The 14,901-nt window shown below is 55.8% G+C and carries 9 protein-coding genes; 8 read left to right on the top strand and 1 reads right to left on the bottom strand.

Features of this window, described 5'->3' with window-relative positions; genetic code table 11:
• The first annotated feature begins 272 nt into the window (after positions 1–272).
• The 4 genes from N7922_RS20045 to N7922_RS20030 all read left to right on the top strand — a co-directional run bounded on the left by N7922_RS20045 (position 273) and on the right by N7922_RS20030 (position 5,557).
• Positions 273–1,625, top strand: a complete 1,353-nt coding sequence (locus N7922_RS20045; protein WP_263097955.1) for an MFS transporter — start codon at positions 273–275, stop codon at positions 1,623–1,625.
• 2 nt (positions 1,626–1,627) lie between these two features.
• Positions 1,628–2,968, top strand: a complete 1,341-nt coding sequence (locus N7922_RS20040) for a glucarate dehydratase family protein (RefSeq protein ID WP_263100966.1) — start codon at positions 1,628–1,630, stop codon at positions 2,966–2,968.
• 19 nt (positions 2,969–2,987) lie between these two features.
• Positions 2,988–4,328: a glucarate dehydratase gene (gene gudD / locus N7922_RS20035; RefSeq protein ID WP_263097954.1), complete on the top strand. Its 1,341-nt coding sequence runs from the start codon at positions 2,988–2,990 to the stop codon at positions 4,326–4,328.
• An 89-nt stretch (positions 4,329–4,417) separates the two neighbouring features.
• Positions 4,418–5,557, top strand: a complete 1,140-nt coding sequence (locus N7922_RS20030; protein WP_263097953.1) for a glycerate kinase — start codon at positions 4,418–4,420, stop codon at positions 5,555–5,557.
• Positions 5,558–5,602: 45 nt separating this feature from the next.
• Here the strand turns inward: N7922_RS20030 and barA are convergent, their stop codons facing one another.
• The gene (gene barA, locus N7922_RS20025) at positions 5,603–8,371 is read right to left on the bottom strand and encodes a two-component sensor histidine kinase BarA (protein WP_263097952.1); all 2,769 of its coding nucleotides are present in this window, start codon (positions 8,369–8,371) and stop codon (positions 5,603–5,605) included.
• Between the two features lie 56 nt (positions 8,372–8,427).
• Between barA and rlmD the strand changes: the two genes are divergently transcribed.
• From rlmD to pyrG, 4 genes are all read left to right on the top strand, one after another.
• Positions 8,428–9,729, top strand: coding sequence for a 23S rRNA (uracil(1939)-C(5))-methyltransferase RlmD (gene rlmD, locus N7922_RS20020; protein ID WP_263100965.1), 1,302 nt, complete (start codon positions 8,428–8,430; stop codon positions 9,727–9,729).
• A 52-nt stretch (positions 9,730–9,781) separates the two neighbouring features.
• On the top strand, positions 9,782–12,019 hold the full coding sequence (gene relA, locus N7922_RS20015; RefSeq protein ID WP_263097951.1) for a GTP diphosphokinase: 2,238 nt from the start codon (positions 9,782–9,784) through the stop codon (positions 12,017–12,019).
• A gap of 66 nt (positions 12,020–12,085) precedes the next feature.
• The gene (mazG, locus tag N7922_RS20010; protein WP_263097950.1) at positions 12,086–12,877 is read left to right on the top strand and encodes a nucleoside triphosphate pyrophosphohydrolase; all 792 of its coding nucleotides are present in this window, start codon (positions 12,086–12,088) and stop codon (positions 12,875–12,877) included.
• Positions 12,878–13,229: 352 nt separating this feature from the next.
• On the top strand, positions 13,230–14,867 hold the full coding sequence (gene pyrG, locus N7922_RS20005; RefSeq protein WP_088236820.1) for a glutamine hydrolyzing CTP synthase: 1,638 nt from the start codon (positions 13,230–13,232) through the stop codon (positions 14,865–14,867).
• The last annotated feature ends 34 nt before the right edge of the window (positions 14,868–14,901 follow it).

Genomic DNA, 14,901 nt, shown 5'->3' with positions numbered 1-14,901 from the left:
TTGGTTTTCATTTCCGTGAAGTACTCCCCACGCGCCTGGGCTAATGCAATAAACCGCCGGGTGCAGGGTAACGAATGTTGTGTTGTTGCACGGTGAGTGTTGGTAAGGCGCTTTTTATACTTTTCTCGCCAGTTAAAAAAATGCAGTCCGCAGGGGATAGCGACCCAGGCAGGGAAACTGCAAAAAACACAACTACATCATCCTGTCTACCCCTACAGGTTGTGCCGTACAGGATGAATGTACATGAACATTTATGCTTCGGGAGTACAACCATGAGTACATTTAGCCAGGCGGCGAGCGGCGCTGAAAAGCGCACAAACGCACGCTACTGGATAGTGGTGATGCTGTTTATCGTCACATCCTTCAACTACGGCGACCGCGCCACGTTGTCGATTGCCGGTTCGGAGATGTCCAAAGCCATTGGTTTGGACCCGGTCGGAATGGGGTACGTCTTCTCTGCGTTTTCATGGGCCTATGTGATTGGTCAGATCCCGGGCGGCTGGTTGCTGGACCGCTTTGGCTCTAAACGCGTCTATTTCTGGTCTATCTTCACCTGGTCGATGTTTACCCTGTTACAGGGTTTCGTCGACGTCTTCAACGGCTTTGGCATCATCGTTGCGCTCTTCACCCTGCGCTTTATGGTGGGCCTGGCGGAATCGCCTTCCTTCCCTGGCAACAGTCGCATCGTTGCGGCCTGGTTCCCGGCGCAGGAAAGGGGCACGGCAGTGGCGATTTTTAACTCTGCGCAATACTTTGCCACCGTTATTTTCGCGCCGATCATGGGCTGGCTGACACATGAAGTGGGTTGGTCACACGTGTTCTTCTTTATGGGGGGTCTGGGCATTCTGATCAGTCTGCTGTGGCAGAAAATGATCCACGAGCCGAACCAACACCCAGGCGTGAACAAGAAAGAGCTGGAGTACATTGCTGAAGGCGGCGCGCTGATCAATATGGATCAGAAAAGCAACAAAGAGAGTGTTCCATTCTCTGAGAAATGGGGACAGATCAAACAGTTGCTGGGGTCGCGCATGATGATCGGCGTATATCTGGGTCAGTACTGCATTAACGCCCTGACATACTTCTTTATCACCTGGTTCCCGGTGTATCTGGTGCAGGCGCGGGGGATGTCGATTCTGAAAGCCGGCTTTATTGCATCGATTCCGGCGATTTGCGGTTTCACCGGCGGGGTACTTGGCGGGATCATTTCTGACTGGTTAATGCGTCGCTATGGCTCGCTGAACCTTGCCCGCAAAACGCCAATCGTACTGGGTATGCTGCTCTCGATGAGCATGGTGTTCTGTAACTACACTGATTCAGAAATGCTGATTATCGCCTTTATGTCGCTGGCGTTCTTCGGCAAGGGCATCGGTGCGCTGGGCTGGGCAGTGATGGCGGATACTGCGCCGAAAGAGATCAGCGGCCTGAGCGGCGGTCTGTTCAATATGTTCGGTAACATTTCCGGCATTGTTACGCCGATTGCGATTGGCTACATCGTGGGCACTACCGGTTCGTTCAATGGCGCGCTGATTTATGTTGGGATCCATGCGCTGGTGGCGGTACTGAGCTACCTGGTGGTGGTCGGTGATATCAAACGTATTGTACTGAAACCTGTGACAGGACGTTAATGATGAACACACAAGCAAGCCCCATTATCACAGAGATGAAAGTCATTCCCGTGGCCGGGCATGACAGCATGCTGATGAACATCGGCGGCGCGCATAACGCGTATTTTACCCGCAATATTGTGGTCCTCACCGATAACGCCGGTAACACCGGCGTCGGTGAAGCCCCTGGCGGCGAGGTTATCTATAAGACCCTGGTTGATGCCACACCTATGGTGGTGGGGCAGGAAGTGGCGCGACTGAACAAAGTGGTTCAGCGTGTGCATAAGGGCAACCAGGCCGCTGACTTCGATACCTTCGGTAAAGGCGCGTGGACGTTTGAACTGCGTGTTAACGCCGTCGCGGCGCTGGAAGCTGCACTGCTCGACCTGTTGGGTAAGGCGCTGAATGTGCCGGTATGCGAACTGCTCGGTCCGGGAAAACAGCGCGATGCGGTAACGGTGCTGGGTTACCTGTTCTATATCGGCGATCGTACCAAAACCGATCTGCCGTACCTCGACGCCACCCCGGGCAGCCACGAGTGGTATCGCCTGCGCCATCAGGAAGCGATGAACAGCGACGCGGTGGTGCGTCTGGCGGAAGCATCGCAGGATCGTTACGGCTTTAAAGATTTCAAACTGAAAGGCGGTGTTCTGCCGGGTGAGAAAGAGATCGACACCGTACGGGCGCTGAAAAAACGGTTCCCGGATGCGCGTATCACTGTCGATCCCAACGGCGCCTGGTTGCTCGACGAAGCTATCAGCCTGTGCAAAGGCCTGAATGATGTGCTGACCTATGCAGAAGATCCATGCGGTGCGGAGCAGGGCTTCTCCGGGCGTGAAGTGATGGCGGAATTCCGCCGCGCCACCGGCTTGCCGGTTGCCACCAATATGATCGCCACCAACTGGCGTGAAATGGGGCATTCAGTGATGCTGAATGCGGTGGACATTCCGCTGGCCGATCCGCACTTCTGGACGCTCTCTGGTGCGGTGCGCGTGGCCCAACTTTGCGACGACTGGGGATTAACCTGGGGTTGCCACTCCAACAACCATTTCGATATTTCTCTGGCGATGTTCACCCACGTTGGTGCCGCCGCGCCAGGTACACCGACCGCCATCGACACGCACTGGATCTGGCAGGAGGGCGATGCCCGTCTGACGAAAGAACCGCTGCAAATCCGCCAGGGCAAAATTGCCGTACCGGATGCGCCTGGCCTGGGTGTGGAAATCGACTGGCAGCAAATCGAGAAAGCGCACGCAGCATACAAAAAACTGCCTGGCGGCGCGCGCAATGACGCAGGCCCAATGCAGTACCTCATCCCTGGCTGGACGTTTGACAAAAAACGCCCCGTTTTTGGACGTCATTGATAGACCAAAAGGATAAAAAATGAGTACACATACTTCTACTCCCGTTGTCTCCTCCATGCAGGTTATTCCGGTTGCCGGTCATGACAGCATGCTGATGAACCTGAGCGGCGCGCACGCCCCGTTCTTCACCCGCAATATCGTGGTGATCAAAGACAACTCAGGACATACGGGCGTGGGTGAAATTCCCGGCGGCGAGAAAATCCGTAAAACGCTGGAAGACGCCATTCCACTGGTGGTCGGGAAAACGCTGGGTGAGTACAAAAACGTGCTCAATACCGTTCGCAGCACCTTTGCCGATCGCGATGCCGGTGGCCGTGGCCTGCAAACCTTTGACCTGCGCACCACCATCCACGTGGTGACCGGTATTGAAGCGGCGATGCTCGACCTGCTCGGGCAGCACCTTGGTGTGAACGTGGCTTCTCTGCTCGGCGAAGGCCAGCAGCGCAGCGAAGTGGAAATGCTCGGCTACCTGTTCTTCGTTGGCGACAGCAAAAAAACGCCGCTGCCTTATCAGAGCCAGCCGGATGACAAATGCGACTGGTATCGCGTGCGCCATGAAGCCGCGATGACTCCGGATCGGGTTGTGCGTCTGGCGGAAGCCGCCTACGAAAAATACGGCTTTAACGATTTCAAACTGAAAGGCGGCGTACTGGCTGGCATGGAAGAAGCGGAAGCCATTTCCGCGCTGGCGAAACGCTTCCCGCAGGCGCGTGTGACGCTGGATCCAAACGGCGCCTGGTCGCTGGATGAAGCCATTAAAATCGGTAAGCACCTGAAAGGTGTGCTGGCCTATGCGGAAGATCCGTGTGGCGCGGAGCAGGGCTTCTCCGGGCGTGAAGTGATGGCGGAATTCCGCCGCGCAACCGGTCTGCCGACTGCCACCAACATGATCGCCACCGACTGGCGTCAGATGGGGCACACCCTGTCGCTGCAGTCTGTGGATATTCCGTTGGCGGATCCGCATTTCTGGACCATGCAGGGGTCTGTACGCGTCGCCCAGATGTGCCACGAGTTCGGCCTGACCTGGGGCTCACACTCCAATAACCACTTCGATATTTCGCTGGCGATGTTTACCCACGTTGCGGCGGCAGCGCCGGGCAAAATCACCGCTATCGACACCCACTGGATCTGGCAGGAAGGCAACCAGCGTCTGACCAGAGAGCCGTTTGAAATCAAAGGCGGCATGGTGCATGTACCACAGAAACCGGGTCTGGGCGTTGAGCTGGATATGGACCAGGTGATGAAAGCGAATGAGCTGTACCAGAAACACGGCCTCGGTGCGCGTGATGATGCCATGGGGATGCAGTACCTGATCCCGGACTGGAAGTTTGATAACAAACGTCCGTGCATGGTGCGTTAACGGGGGATCGCCAGTCCTTGCGGGGGCTGGCATTTTCCTCAGGCTTCCGGGTGTATGCTTGCGGCAGTGAATATGCGTAAGGATGGCTTATGAAAATTGTTATCGCACCTGACTCTTATAAAGAAAGTTTGAGTGCTCTGGATGTAGCGACCGCCATAGAGAGTGGCTTTCGCGAGATTTTTCCCTCAGCGGAATATGTAAAAATACCGGTTGCAGATGGCGGAGAAGGGACAGTTGAAGCCATGGTTGCCGCGACCGAAGGGCGCATCGTTAACGTGACGGTGAAAGGCCCACTTGGCGAGCAGGCTAACGGTTTTTATGGTCTTTCCGGCGATGAAAAATCTGCCTTTATTGAAATGGCAGCGGCCAGCGGGCTGGAAAAAGTGCCTCCGGCGAAACGCGATCCGTTGGTGACCACCTCCTGGGGAACCGGCGAATTGATCCGCCACGCGCTGGATGCGGGCGTGAAACACATCATCATTGGCATTGGCGGTAGCGCCACGAATGACGGTGGTGCAGGCATGGTGCAGGCGCTGGGCGCAAAATTGCTGGACGGCCAGGGCGAACAGATTGCTTTGGGTGGCGCGGCGCTGGAGACGCTGGAACGTATTGATATCAGCGAACTGGATAAACGCCTGGCGGAGTGCCGTATCGAAGTGGCTTGCGACGTGACCAATCCACTCACCGGTAAAGAGGGCGCGTCGGCGGTATTTGGTCCCCAGAAAGGGGCCACGCCTGAGATGATCACCCGGTTGGACGATGCGCTGGGACGTTATGCGAAGATCATTGCCCGCGATCTGGATCTGGATGTCTTGAATCTGGCTGGCGGCGGCGCAGCCGGGGGAATGGGCGCGGCACTGTACGCATTTTGCGGCGCGGAACTGCGGCACGGAATTGAGATCGTTACCGATGCGCTTGAGCTGGATAAGTACGTGGCGGATGCGGACCTGGTGATCACCGGGGAAGGGCGGATAGACAGCCAGACCGTGCACGGCAAAGTGCCGGTGGGGGTGGCGAAAGTGGCGAAACGTTACCGGATCCCGGTCATTGGTATCGCCGGTAGCCTGACCGCCGATGTGGGAGTGGTGCACAGTCACGGTATTGATGCGGTTTTCAGCGTCATCTACCGGATCTGTTCGTTGGACGATGCGCTGGCCAATGCCAGAGAAAACGTGCGCATGACGGCGCGTAACGTGGCGGCGGTGCTGAAAGCGGGTCAGACATTGTAGCCTTTGTTTGCCGGAGGGCGCGAAAACGCCGATCCGGCAACCTCACTACCCAATCAATCTGCGCGCCTCGCGCACCACGTTGTCCATTTCATCCAGTAGCTCAAGAAACTCCGGCTCCAGCTCCTCGGCTGGTACGCCGCTGCGAAGCTGATGCTCAATAAGCTGACAGAGGTTTTTCAGGCGCGGAACGCCGCTATAACCGCAGCTGCCATGCAGTTTATGGATCCCTTCCGACAGCCCCTGAGGCGACTCTCCCACCAGTTGCTCTTCCACCTGATTGCGGATTTCCGGCAGAAACTCCACCAGCATTTGCAGCATCTCGCGCGCCAGATCGGTTTTACCCGCCGCCTGGCGCAAGGCCAGCGGCCAGTCGAGCGTCACATCTGCATTAACTTCCGGCTCTGCATGGGGCGTCTCTGGCTCCGGCGGCGTTAACCAGGTGCTGATGTCCGGGCCGGGTTTATAGCGCAGCAGCAGATTGTGCAGCTTGTCTTCTTCAATCGGTTTCGCCAGATAGTCGTTCATTCCGGCGCTCAGTAATTTCTCTTTTTGCCCCGCCATGGCATGCGCGGTTACGGCAATCACCGGCGTTTGCTGCTGATGGGGTAACTGGCGGATCAGCTCACAGGCGCGGATGCCGTCCATATCCGGCATCTGGATATCCATCAGGATCAGATCGAATTGCAACTGTCTGGCGCGCTCAAGGGCTTGTATACCGCTGTCGCATAGCTCAACGTGCTGGACCTGGTCCTCAAGCAGCGCGCCGATTAATTTCAGGTTTGCCGGGTTGTCATCTACCGCCATCACCGACATCGGCAGCTTGCTTTCGTCAGGTACAAAGGTCTGGGCTAAGCGTGTGGAACGGCAATATTCCGTGAGCGCAGGCAGCAGACGCGTGGGCGTCAGTGGTTTCAGCAGACAAGCCGCTGCGCCATCCTGCTTGAGCTCTTCCGCGTTCACTTGCGCATGGCAAGGGAGCGCCAGCAAGAGATAATCCGTCATGGCCGCCGCCCGCGCGAGGCGGTCATGCTGCATACTTAGCGGTTCGCGAACGGTGACCGGAATCGCCATCAGCAAAATATCGTAATGATCCTGCGGCAATGCAGAGAAAGACGGACTGTAAATCACCTCCAGCGGTGTTTCGCTCAGTACATCCAGCGTACTTTGCGCTGCGGTGGCGTTGGGTTCAACATAGGCCAGTCGTTTGCCCGCCAGGCAGCCTGTTGCAGGCGCTTCGGTAATGGCATTCGGGTTGAGATCGAGATTGATATGGAACCAGAAGGTGGAGCCGCGGTTCGGCTGGCTGTGGAACGAAATATCGCCCCCCATCTCATTAACCAGTTTCTGCGTGATCACCAGCCCCAGACCGGTACCGCCATGGCGACGGGAAATACTGGCGTCGGCCTGACGAAACGCCTGGAACAAACGCGACTGGTCACGTTCCGGGATACCGATGCCGGTATCGCGGATCTGCACCTCAACCTGCACTTTGTTATTGCTGATCGCGCGTTTCTCCACGACCACATCAATGTTGCCATTTTCGGTGAACTTGATGGCATTTCCCACCAGGTTGGTAATGACCTGCTGTAAACGCAGCGGATCGCCAATCACGTTATCCGGCACATCGTTTTTGATATTCAGCGTCAGCTCCAGCCCTTTATCGTGGGCGGAGTGCGCCAGCAGGATCACCACCTCATCCAGCGTATTACGCAGTGGGAAAGGGATGCTCTCAAGGATCAGTTTGCCCGCTTCCAGTTTGGAGAAGTCGAGCACGTCGTTGATGATGGCCAGCAGGTTGTTGGCCGAGCGCTCAATCGTGAGCAGGTGGTCGCGTTGTGTCGGGTTCAGCTCCGACTTCAGCGTCAGGCGGGTAAAGCCAATCACCCCATTCAGCGGTGTACGCAGCTCATGAGACATGTTGGCGAGGAACTCTGACTTGATGCGCGCGGCTTCCTGCGCACGTTTTTTGGCCAGGTCCAGCTCAACGTTCTGGATCTCCATCTGCTCCAGCGTTTCTCGCAGGTCGGAGGTGGACTGATCAATATTGTGTTGCATCTCTTCATGGTAGGCCGCCAGCGACATGGCCATCGAGTTGATGCCGTTTTTCAACATATCCAGTTCGCCGAGCATAAAGCCTTCGACACGGCTATCAAGCTGCCCGCGACGAATACGGTCTACGGTGTTCACCATATTACGGATCGGACTGGTGACATCGCGCATCAGACGCCAGCCGAAAATCAGTGCAATGCCGATACAGAACAAGATCATCAGGCTGGAGATAAAAATCTCTTTGTACTGCTGCAAGCGCACGGATTTCAGATCCAGCTCCAGCGCGACATAACCGAGCATATTGCCCGTAATCTTATCGGCCGGAAGCGAGGTATTCGCTGGCGCGTAGCCTTCAGAAAGGATTGGCGTGCGCAGTACCATCACATCGCCGCGGCGGGTCACGCTTAATTTGCGCGGGAAAGGCTGCCCCTCCGCCAGTTTCAGGTCGTCGCCATCGAGCTGGAAATTCGATGAAACAAACACATCGTTCTTGCCGTCATAAATGGAGATGGCCCGCACAATATCCGAATGACGGCGGTGCAGAACGCTAATAAGCTGACCAATAGCCTCTCTGTCCTGCAATGCCATACTGTATTCGCTGGAGACCGCCAGCGGTTCAATAATGCTGGCGCCGGCATCTTCCAGCTGACGCTGTAAGTCGTTGTAGCGGTGAACAACAAAAAAGATGCTGAGCAACACACCGATAAGTACGGTGGGGGCCAGGATCAGAATCATCATGCGTGCGCGCAAGCTGTAGTTGGTCATGGAATTCCGTTATGGGAGAATAAGGTCATTAATCGGTAATGAGATATTTCCAGGCAATGGCGCAATTCTACTCTGCAAAACGACGCGTGACGACTCGTCAAACACTAACGGTAACCGTAAACGACCTTGATCCCTTTGGGCAGGGGGTTGCGCGCCATAATGGTAAGGCGTTGTTTGTTCCCGGACTTTTGCCTGGCGAGACGGCAGAAATCGACCTGAAAGAGGACAAACGGCAATTTGCGCGCGGTGAGGTAAAACGCCGCCTGAATGACAGCCCGGAGCGTGTTGCGCCCGCATGCCCGCATTTTGGCGTTTGCGGTGGTTGCCAGCAGCAGCATGCCAGCGTTGCACTGCAACAGCGCAGTAAAAGCGCTGCGTTGGCACGTTTGATGAAACACGATGTCGAAGAGGTGATTGCCGCTCAGCCGTGGGGGTATCGCCGACGCGCACGCTTAAGCCTGAGCTGGCAGCCAAAAACACAGCAACTGGCGATGGGCTTTCGTAAAGCCGGCGACAGCGACATCGTCGCTATCACGCGTTGCCCGGTGTTGGTGCACCGCCTTGAAGCATTGCTCACGCCGCTGCGTGAATGTCTGGCGCAATTGAAAGCGGTGCGTCATCTTGGGCATGTTGAACTGGTTGACGCAGACAACGGTCCGCTGATGGTTTTGCGCCATACCGGCCCGTTAGCGGCTGATGATAAAGAAAAACTGGAACAGTTTTCGCATTCTCATGACCTGGCGCTGTATCTGGCGCCGCAAAGCGAGATACTGGAACATATCCGCGGAGATGTTCCCTGGTACCGCTCGGAAGGGCTACGCTTAACGTTCAGTCCGCGGGATTTTATCCAGGTGAACGACGGTGTGAACCAACAGATGGTCGCCCGTGCGCTGGCGTGGCTGGATGTGCAGCCAGGCGATCGCGTACTGGATCTGTTCTGCGGAATGGGCAATTTCACGCTGCCGCTGGCGAAACGCGCGGGCAGCGTCGTCGGCGTAGAAGGCGTTGCCGGGCTGGTGGCGAAAGCGCAGCAAAACGCGCAACAGAATGGCTTGCACAATGTGACATTCTTTCATGAAAATCTGGAGGACGATGTCACAACGCAGCCGTGGGCCAGACAGGGTTTTGACAAAGTGTTGCTCGATCCGGCGCGCGCAGGTGCTGCAGGCGTAATGCAACATATTATAAAATTGTCGCCGCAGCGGGTGGTGTACGTTTCCTGTAATCCCGCCACCCTTGCCCGCGACAGTGAAGCGCTTTTACAGGCGGGTTACCAGATTCAGCAGTTGGCGATGCTGGACATGTTCCCGCACACAGGCCACCTGGAATCGATGGTGTTGTTTGTGAATCACAAATGATTAATTTCGGCTTGTCGAGTTCGACAGGCCCGGTCCCTGAAAGGAGAGGACAATGGTTGCGGTACGCAGTGCGCATTTGAACAAAGCGGGTGAATTCGATCCGGGAAAATGGATCGCGAGTCTGGGGATCACCAGTCAGCCGTCGTGTGAACGCTTAACCGAAACCTGGGAATATTGTCTGCGCCAGACGCAAGGGCATCCCAATGCGGAAATACTGCTGTCGCGCGGTATCGAGATGGTTGAAATCCTCTCCATGCTGAGCATGGATACGGACACATTGCGTGCGGCGCTCCTGTTCCCGCTGGCAGATGCCGAAGTGGTCAGCGAAGAGGTGTTGCGTGAAAGCGTAGGCGCTTCCGTCGTTAACCTGATTCATGGCGTACGCGATATGGCCGCCATCCGCCAGCTGAAAGCCACCCACACCGATTCTGTCTCCTCCGAACAGGTGGATAACGTCCGCCGTATGCTGCTGGCGATGGTGGATGATTTCCGCTGCGTGGTTATCAAGCTGGCTGAACGTATCGCGCACCTGCGCGAAGTGAAAGATGCGCCGGAAGATGAACGCGTACTGGCGGCCAAAGAGTGTACGAATATCTATGCGCCACTGGCGAACCGCCTCGGGATCGGGCAACTGAAATGGGAGCTGGAAGATTACTGCTTCCGCTATTTGCACCCGGCGGAATACAAACGCATCGCCAAACTGCTGCACGAGCGGCGTATCGATCGTGAACACTATATTGACGAGTTCGTCGGCCATTTGCGTTCGGAGATGAAAACCGAAGGCGTTAAAGCCGAGGTGTATGGCCGTCCGAAGCACATTTACAGCATCTGGCGCAAAATGCAGAAGAAACACCTCGCCTTTGACGAGCTGTTTGATGTGCGCGCCGTGCGTATTGTCGCCGAACGCCTGCAGGATTGTTACGCGGCGTTAGGGATTGTCCACACCCATTACCGCCATTTGCCGGATGAGTTTGACGACTATGTCGCCAACCCGAAACCGAACGGTTATCAGTCGATCCATACCGTGGTGCTGGGGCCGGGCGGAAAAACGGTGGAGATCCAGATCCGTACCCGTCAGATGCATGAAGACGCTGAACTGGGTGTGGCGGCGCACTGGAAGTACAAAGAGGGGACGGCGGTTGCAGGCAGCCCACGTTCTGCTCATGAAGACCGTATTGCCTGGCTGCGTAAACTGATCGCCTGGCAGGAAGAGATGGCCGATTCCGGCGAAATGCTCGACGAAGTGCGCAGCCAGGTGTTCGACGATCGGGTGTATGTGTTTACGCCGAAAGGGGATGTGGTGGACTTACCGGCAGGCTCCACGCCGCTGGACTTCGCTTACCATATTCACAGCGACGTGGGTCACCGCTGCATCGGCGCGAAAATTGGCGGGCGCATTGTGCCCTTTACGTACCAGTTGCAGATGGGTGATCAGATTGAAATCATCACTCAGAAGCAGCCGAACCCGAGCCGCGACTGGCTGAACCCGAACCTCGGCTATGTGACCACCAGCCGTGGGCGTTCGAAGATCCACGCCTGGTTCCGTAAACAGGATCGCGACAAAAACATCCTTGCCGGGCGGCAGATCCTCGACGATGAGCTGGCGCATCTGGGCATCAGTCTGAAAGAGGCGGAAAAACATCTGCTGCCGCGCTACAACTTTAACGAAATGGAAGAGTTGCTGGCGGCGATTGGCGGTGGGGATATCCGTCTTAACCAGATGGTGAATTTCCTGCAATCGCAGTTCAATAAACCGAGCGCTGCCGAGCAGGATGCCGCTGCACTGAAGCAACTGCAGCAGAAAACCTATACGCCGCAAACCCGCAGTAAAGATAACGGCCGCGTGGTGGTGGAAGGCGTGGGTAATCTGATGCACCACATTGCACGGTGCTGCCAGCCGATCCCGGGGGATGAGATTGTTGGTTTTATCACCCAGGGGCGGGGGATCTCGATTCACCGCGCCGACTGCGATCAGCTCGAAGAGCTGCGCACGGTCGCGCCGGAGCGCATCGTGGAGGCCGTCTGGGGCGAAAGCTACTCGGCAGGCTACTCGCTGGTGGTGCGCGTTACCGCCAACGATCGCAGCGGCTTACTGCGCGATATCACCACCATCCTCGCCAACGAGAAGGTGAACGTGCTGGGGGTCGCCAGCCGCAGCGACACCAAGCAGCAACTGGCCACCATCGACATGAATATCGAAATCTATAACCTGCAGGTACTGGGCCGCGTGCTGGGTAAACTTAACCAGGTGCCGGATGTGATCGACGCCCGTCGTCTGCACGGCGGCTGATTTTCTCTTCACTCAAATCCTCTCCCTGCGGGGAGAGGAGCAACGTTTTATGATCAGGGATTTCTCATGACTCAAATCGACCGTTTGCTCGGGATTATGCAACGCCTGCGCGACCCGGAAACCGGCTGCCCGTGGGACAAAGAACAAACCTTCGCCACCATCGCGCCGTACACGCTGGAAGAGACGTATGAAGTGCTGGACGCCATTTCCCGCGAGGATTTTGACGATTTGCGCGGTGAACTGGGCGATCTGCTGTTCCAGGTGGTGTTTTACGCGCAAATGGCGCAGGAAGAGGGACGTTTTGATTTTAACGACATTTGCGCCGCTATCAGCGACAAGCTGGAGCGCCGCCACCCGCATATCTTTGGTGATGCGCATGCGGAAACCAGTACGGAAGTGCTGACTCGCTGGGAGCAAATCAAAAGCGAAGAGCGGGCGGAAAAGGCCCAACATTCGGCGCTGGATGATATTCCCCACAGCCTGCCGGCGTTGATGCGCGCGCATAAAATCCAGAAACGCTGCTCTACCGTCGGCTTTGACTGGACGACCCTCGGTCCGGTGCTCGACAAGGTCTACGAAGAGATTGATGAGGTGATGCACGAGGCGAAACAGGCCGTTGTGGACGAGGCGAAGCTGGAAGAAGAAATGGGCGATTTATTGTTCGCCACGGTCAATCTTTCCCGTCATCTTGGGGTAAAAGCCGAAACCGCGCTGCAAAAAGCCAACCTCAAATTTGAGCGCCGTTTCCGCGAAGTTGAGCGTATTGTCCGCGAGCGCGGGCTGGAAATGACAGGTGTGGATCTGGAAACAATGGAAAATGTCTGGCAGCAGGTAAAACGCCAGGAATATGATCTTTAACGGATTTGTTCCAGTAAGCGCTATTTGTGTGATTTTTAAAATAACAAGCGCTTGATTTACGTCAAAAACATTTACCTGAAAGTGGCTATTTTCACACTCCTTATATTTGTTGAAACGCCTTGAGAATCGCCTCTTCGAGTCATTCGGGTCGCAGCAAGGCGGCAACTGAGCGAATCCCCGGGCACAGAGAAAGACTCCGTGAACGGGGTAAGCGAAAGAAGCCAACGCAGATGCGGCCTGAAGAACGAAGGAGAGGGTTAATGAAAGTTTGTGGCACAAGCCATGATCGGGTATACTGCTTTCCCGTCCTGGTTATTCCATCGTCTTTTAAACCTAACTTCTCAGGTTCAGCATGACAACGAACTATATTTTTGTGACCGGCGGGGTCGTATCCTCTCTGGGTAAAGGCATTGCCGCAGCCTCCCTGGCAGCCATTCTTGAAGCCCGTGGCCTCAACGTCACCATGATGAAACTCGATCCGTATATCAACGTCGATCCGGGTACAATGAGTCCTATCCAGCATGGCGAAGTGTTCGTTACCGAAGATGGCGCTGAAACCGATCTGGATTTGGGTCACTACGAGCGCTTCATCCGCACCAAGATGACCCGTCGTAACAACTTCACTACTGGCCGCATCTACTCCGAGGTTCTGCGTAAAGAACGTCGTGGCGACTATCTGGGCGCGACCGTACAGGTTATTCCGCATATCACCAATGCGATTAAAGAACGCATCATCGCAGGCGGTGAAGGCCATGACGTGGCGCTGGTGGAAATCGGCGGCACCGTTGGCGATATCGAATCTCTGCCGTTCCTCGAAGCCATTCGTCAGATGGCAGTAGAAGTGGGCCGCGAGCGCACGCTCTACATGCACCTGACGCTGGTACCGTACATGGCGGCTTCCGGGGAAGTCAAAACCAAACCAACACAGCATTCTGTAAAAGAGCTGCTGTCTATCGGCATCCAGCCTGATATTCTGATTTGCCGTTCCGATCGCGCGGTTCCTGCTAACGAACGTGCAAAAATTGCTTTGTTCTGTAACGTTCCAGAAAAAGCTGTGATTTCTCTGAAAGACGTCGATTCCATTTATAAAATCCCGGGCCTGTTGAAATCCCAGGGGCTGGACGATTATATTTGTAAACGATTCAGCTTGAACTGTCCGGAAGCAAACCTGGCCGAATGGGAACAGGTGATCTACGAAGAAGCGAATCCGTCAGGGGAAGTCACCATCGGTATGGTCGGCAAGTATATTGAACTGCCGGACGCCTACAAATCGGTGATTGAAGCACTGAAACACGGTGGCCTGAAAAACCGCGTGACCGTCAACATCAAGCTGATTGATTCGCAGGATGTGGAAACGCGCGGTGTCGAAATTCTGAAAGGTCTGGATGCTATCCTCATTCCTGGCGGCTTCGGCTACCGCGGTGTGGAAGGCAAGATCGCCACCGCACGCTATGCGCGTGAAAACCAGATTCCTTACCTGGGTATTTGCCTGGGTATGCAGGTGGCGTTGATTGAATTTGCTCGTAATGTGGTCGGGATGGAGAACGCCAACTCGACGGAATTTGTGCCAGACTGTAAGTACCCGGTTGTGGCGCTTATTACCGAATGGCGTGATGAAGACGGCAACGTCGAAGTCCGTTCGGAGAAGAGCGATCTCGGTGGCACCATGCGCCTCGGCGCACAGCAGTGCCAGCTTGACGATGGCAGCCTGGTTCGCCAGCTGTACGGTGAGCCGACTATCGTCGAGCGTCATCGCCATCGTTACGAAGTCAACAACATGCTGTTGAAACAAATTGAAGCTGCAGGTCTGCGCGTTGCGGGCCGTTCCGGTGATGATCAGTTGGTCGAGATCATCGAGGTGCCGAATCATCCGTGGTTCGTCGCTTGCCAGTTCCATCCGGAATTTACATCTACGCCGCGTGATGGGCATCCGCTGTTTGCAGGCTTTGTGAAAGCCGCCAGCGAGTACCAGAAGCGTCAGGCGAAGTAAAAAAAGTTACAACAGCAACGCGTACCCCAGGGTA

The organism is Kosakonia sp. ML.JS2a (genome assembly GCF_025642095.1).
Classification (GTDB): Bacteria; Pseudomonadota; Gammaproteobacteria; order Enterobacterales; family Enterobacteriaceae.
The sequence above is the reverse complement of the archived record's forward strand: the minus strand, read 5'-3'. Positions and strand labels throughout refer to the sequence as shown.

Coding starts and splice junctions, on each gene's coding strand:
- N7922_RS20045 (WP_263097955.1), top strand. CDS start 273: ATGAGTACATTTAGCCAGGCGGCGAGCGGCGCTGAAAAGCGCACAAAC.
- N7922_RS20040 (WP_263100966.1), top strand. CDS start 1,628: ATGAACACACAAGCAAGCCCCATTATCACAGAGATGAAAGTCATTCCC.
- gudD (WP_263097954.1), top strand. CDS start 2,988: ATGAGTACACATACTTCTACTCCCGTTGTCTCCTCCATGCAGGTTATT.
- N7922_RS20030 (WP_263097953.1), top strand. CDS start 4,418: ATGAAAATTGTTATCGCACCTGACTCTTATAAAGAAAGTTTGAGTGCT.
- barA (WP_263097952.1), bottom strand. CDS start 8,371: ATGACCAACTACAGCTTGCGCGCACGCATGATGATTCTGATCCTGGCC.
- rlmD (WP_263100965.1), top strand. CDS start 8,428: ATGGCGCAATTCTACTCTGCAAAACGACGCGTGACGACTCGTCAAACA.
- relA (WP_263097951.1), top strand. CDS start 9,782: ATGGTTGCGGTACGCAGTGCGCATTTGAACAAAGCGGGTGAATTCGAT.
- mazG (WP_263097950.1), top strand. CDS start 12,086: ATGACTCAAATCGACCGTTTGCTCGGGATTATGCAACGCCTGCGCGAC.
- pyrG (WP_088236820.1), top strand. CDS start 13,230: ATGACAACGAACTATATTTTTGTGACCGGCGGGGTCGTATCCTCTCTG.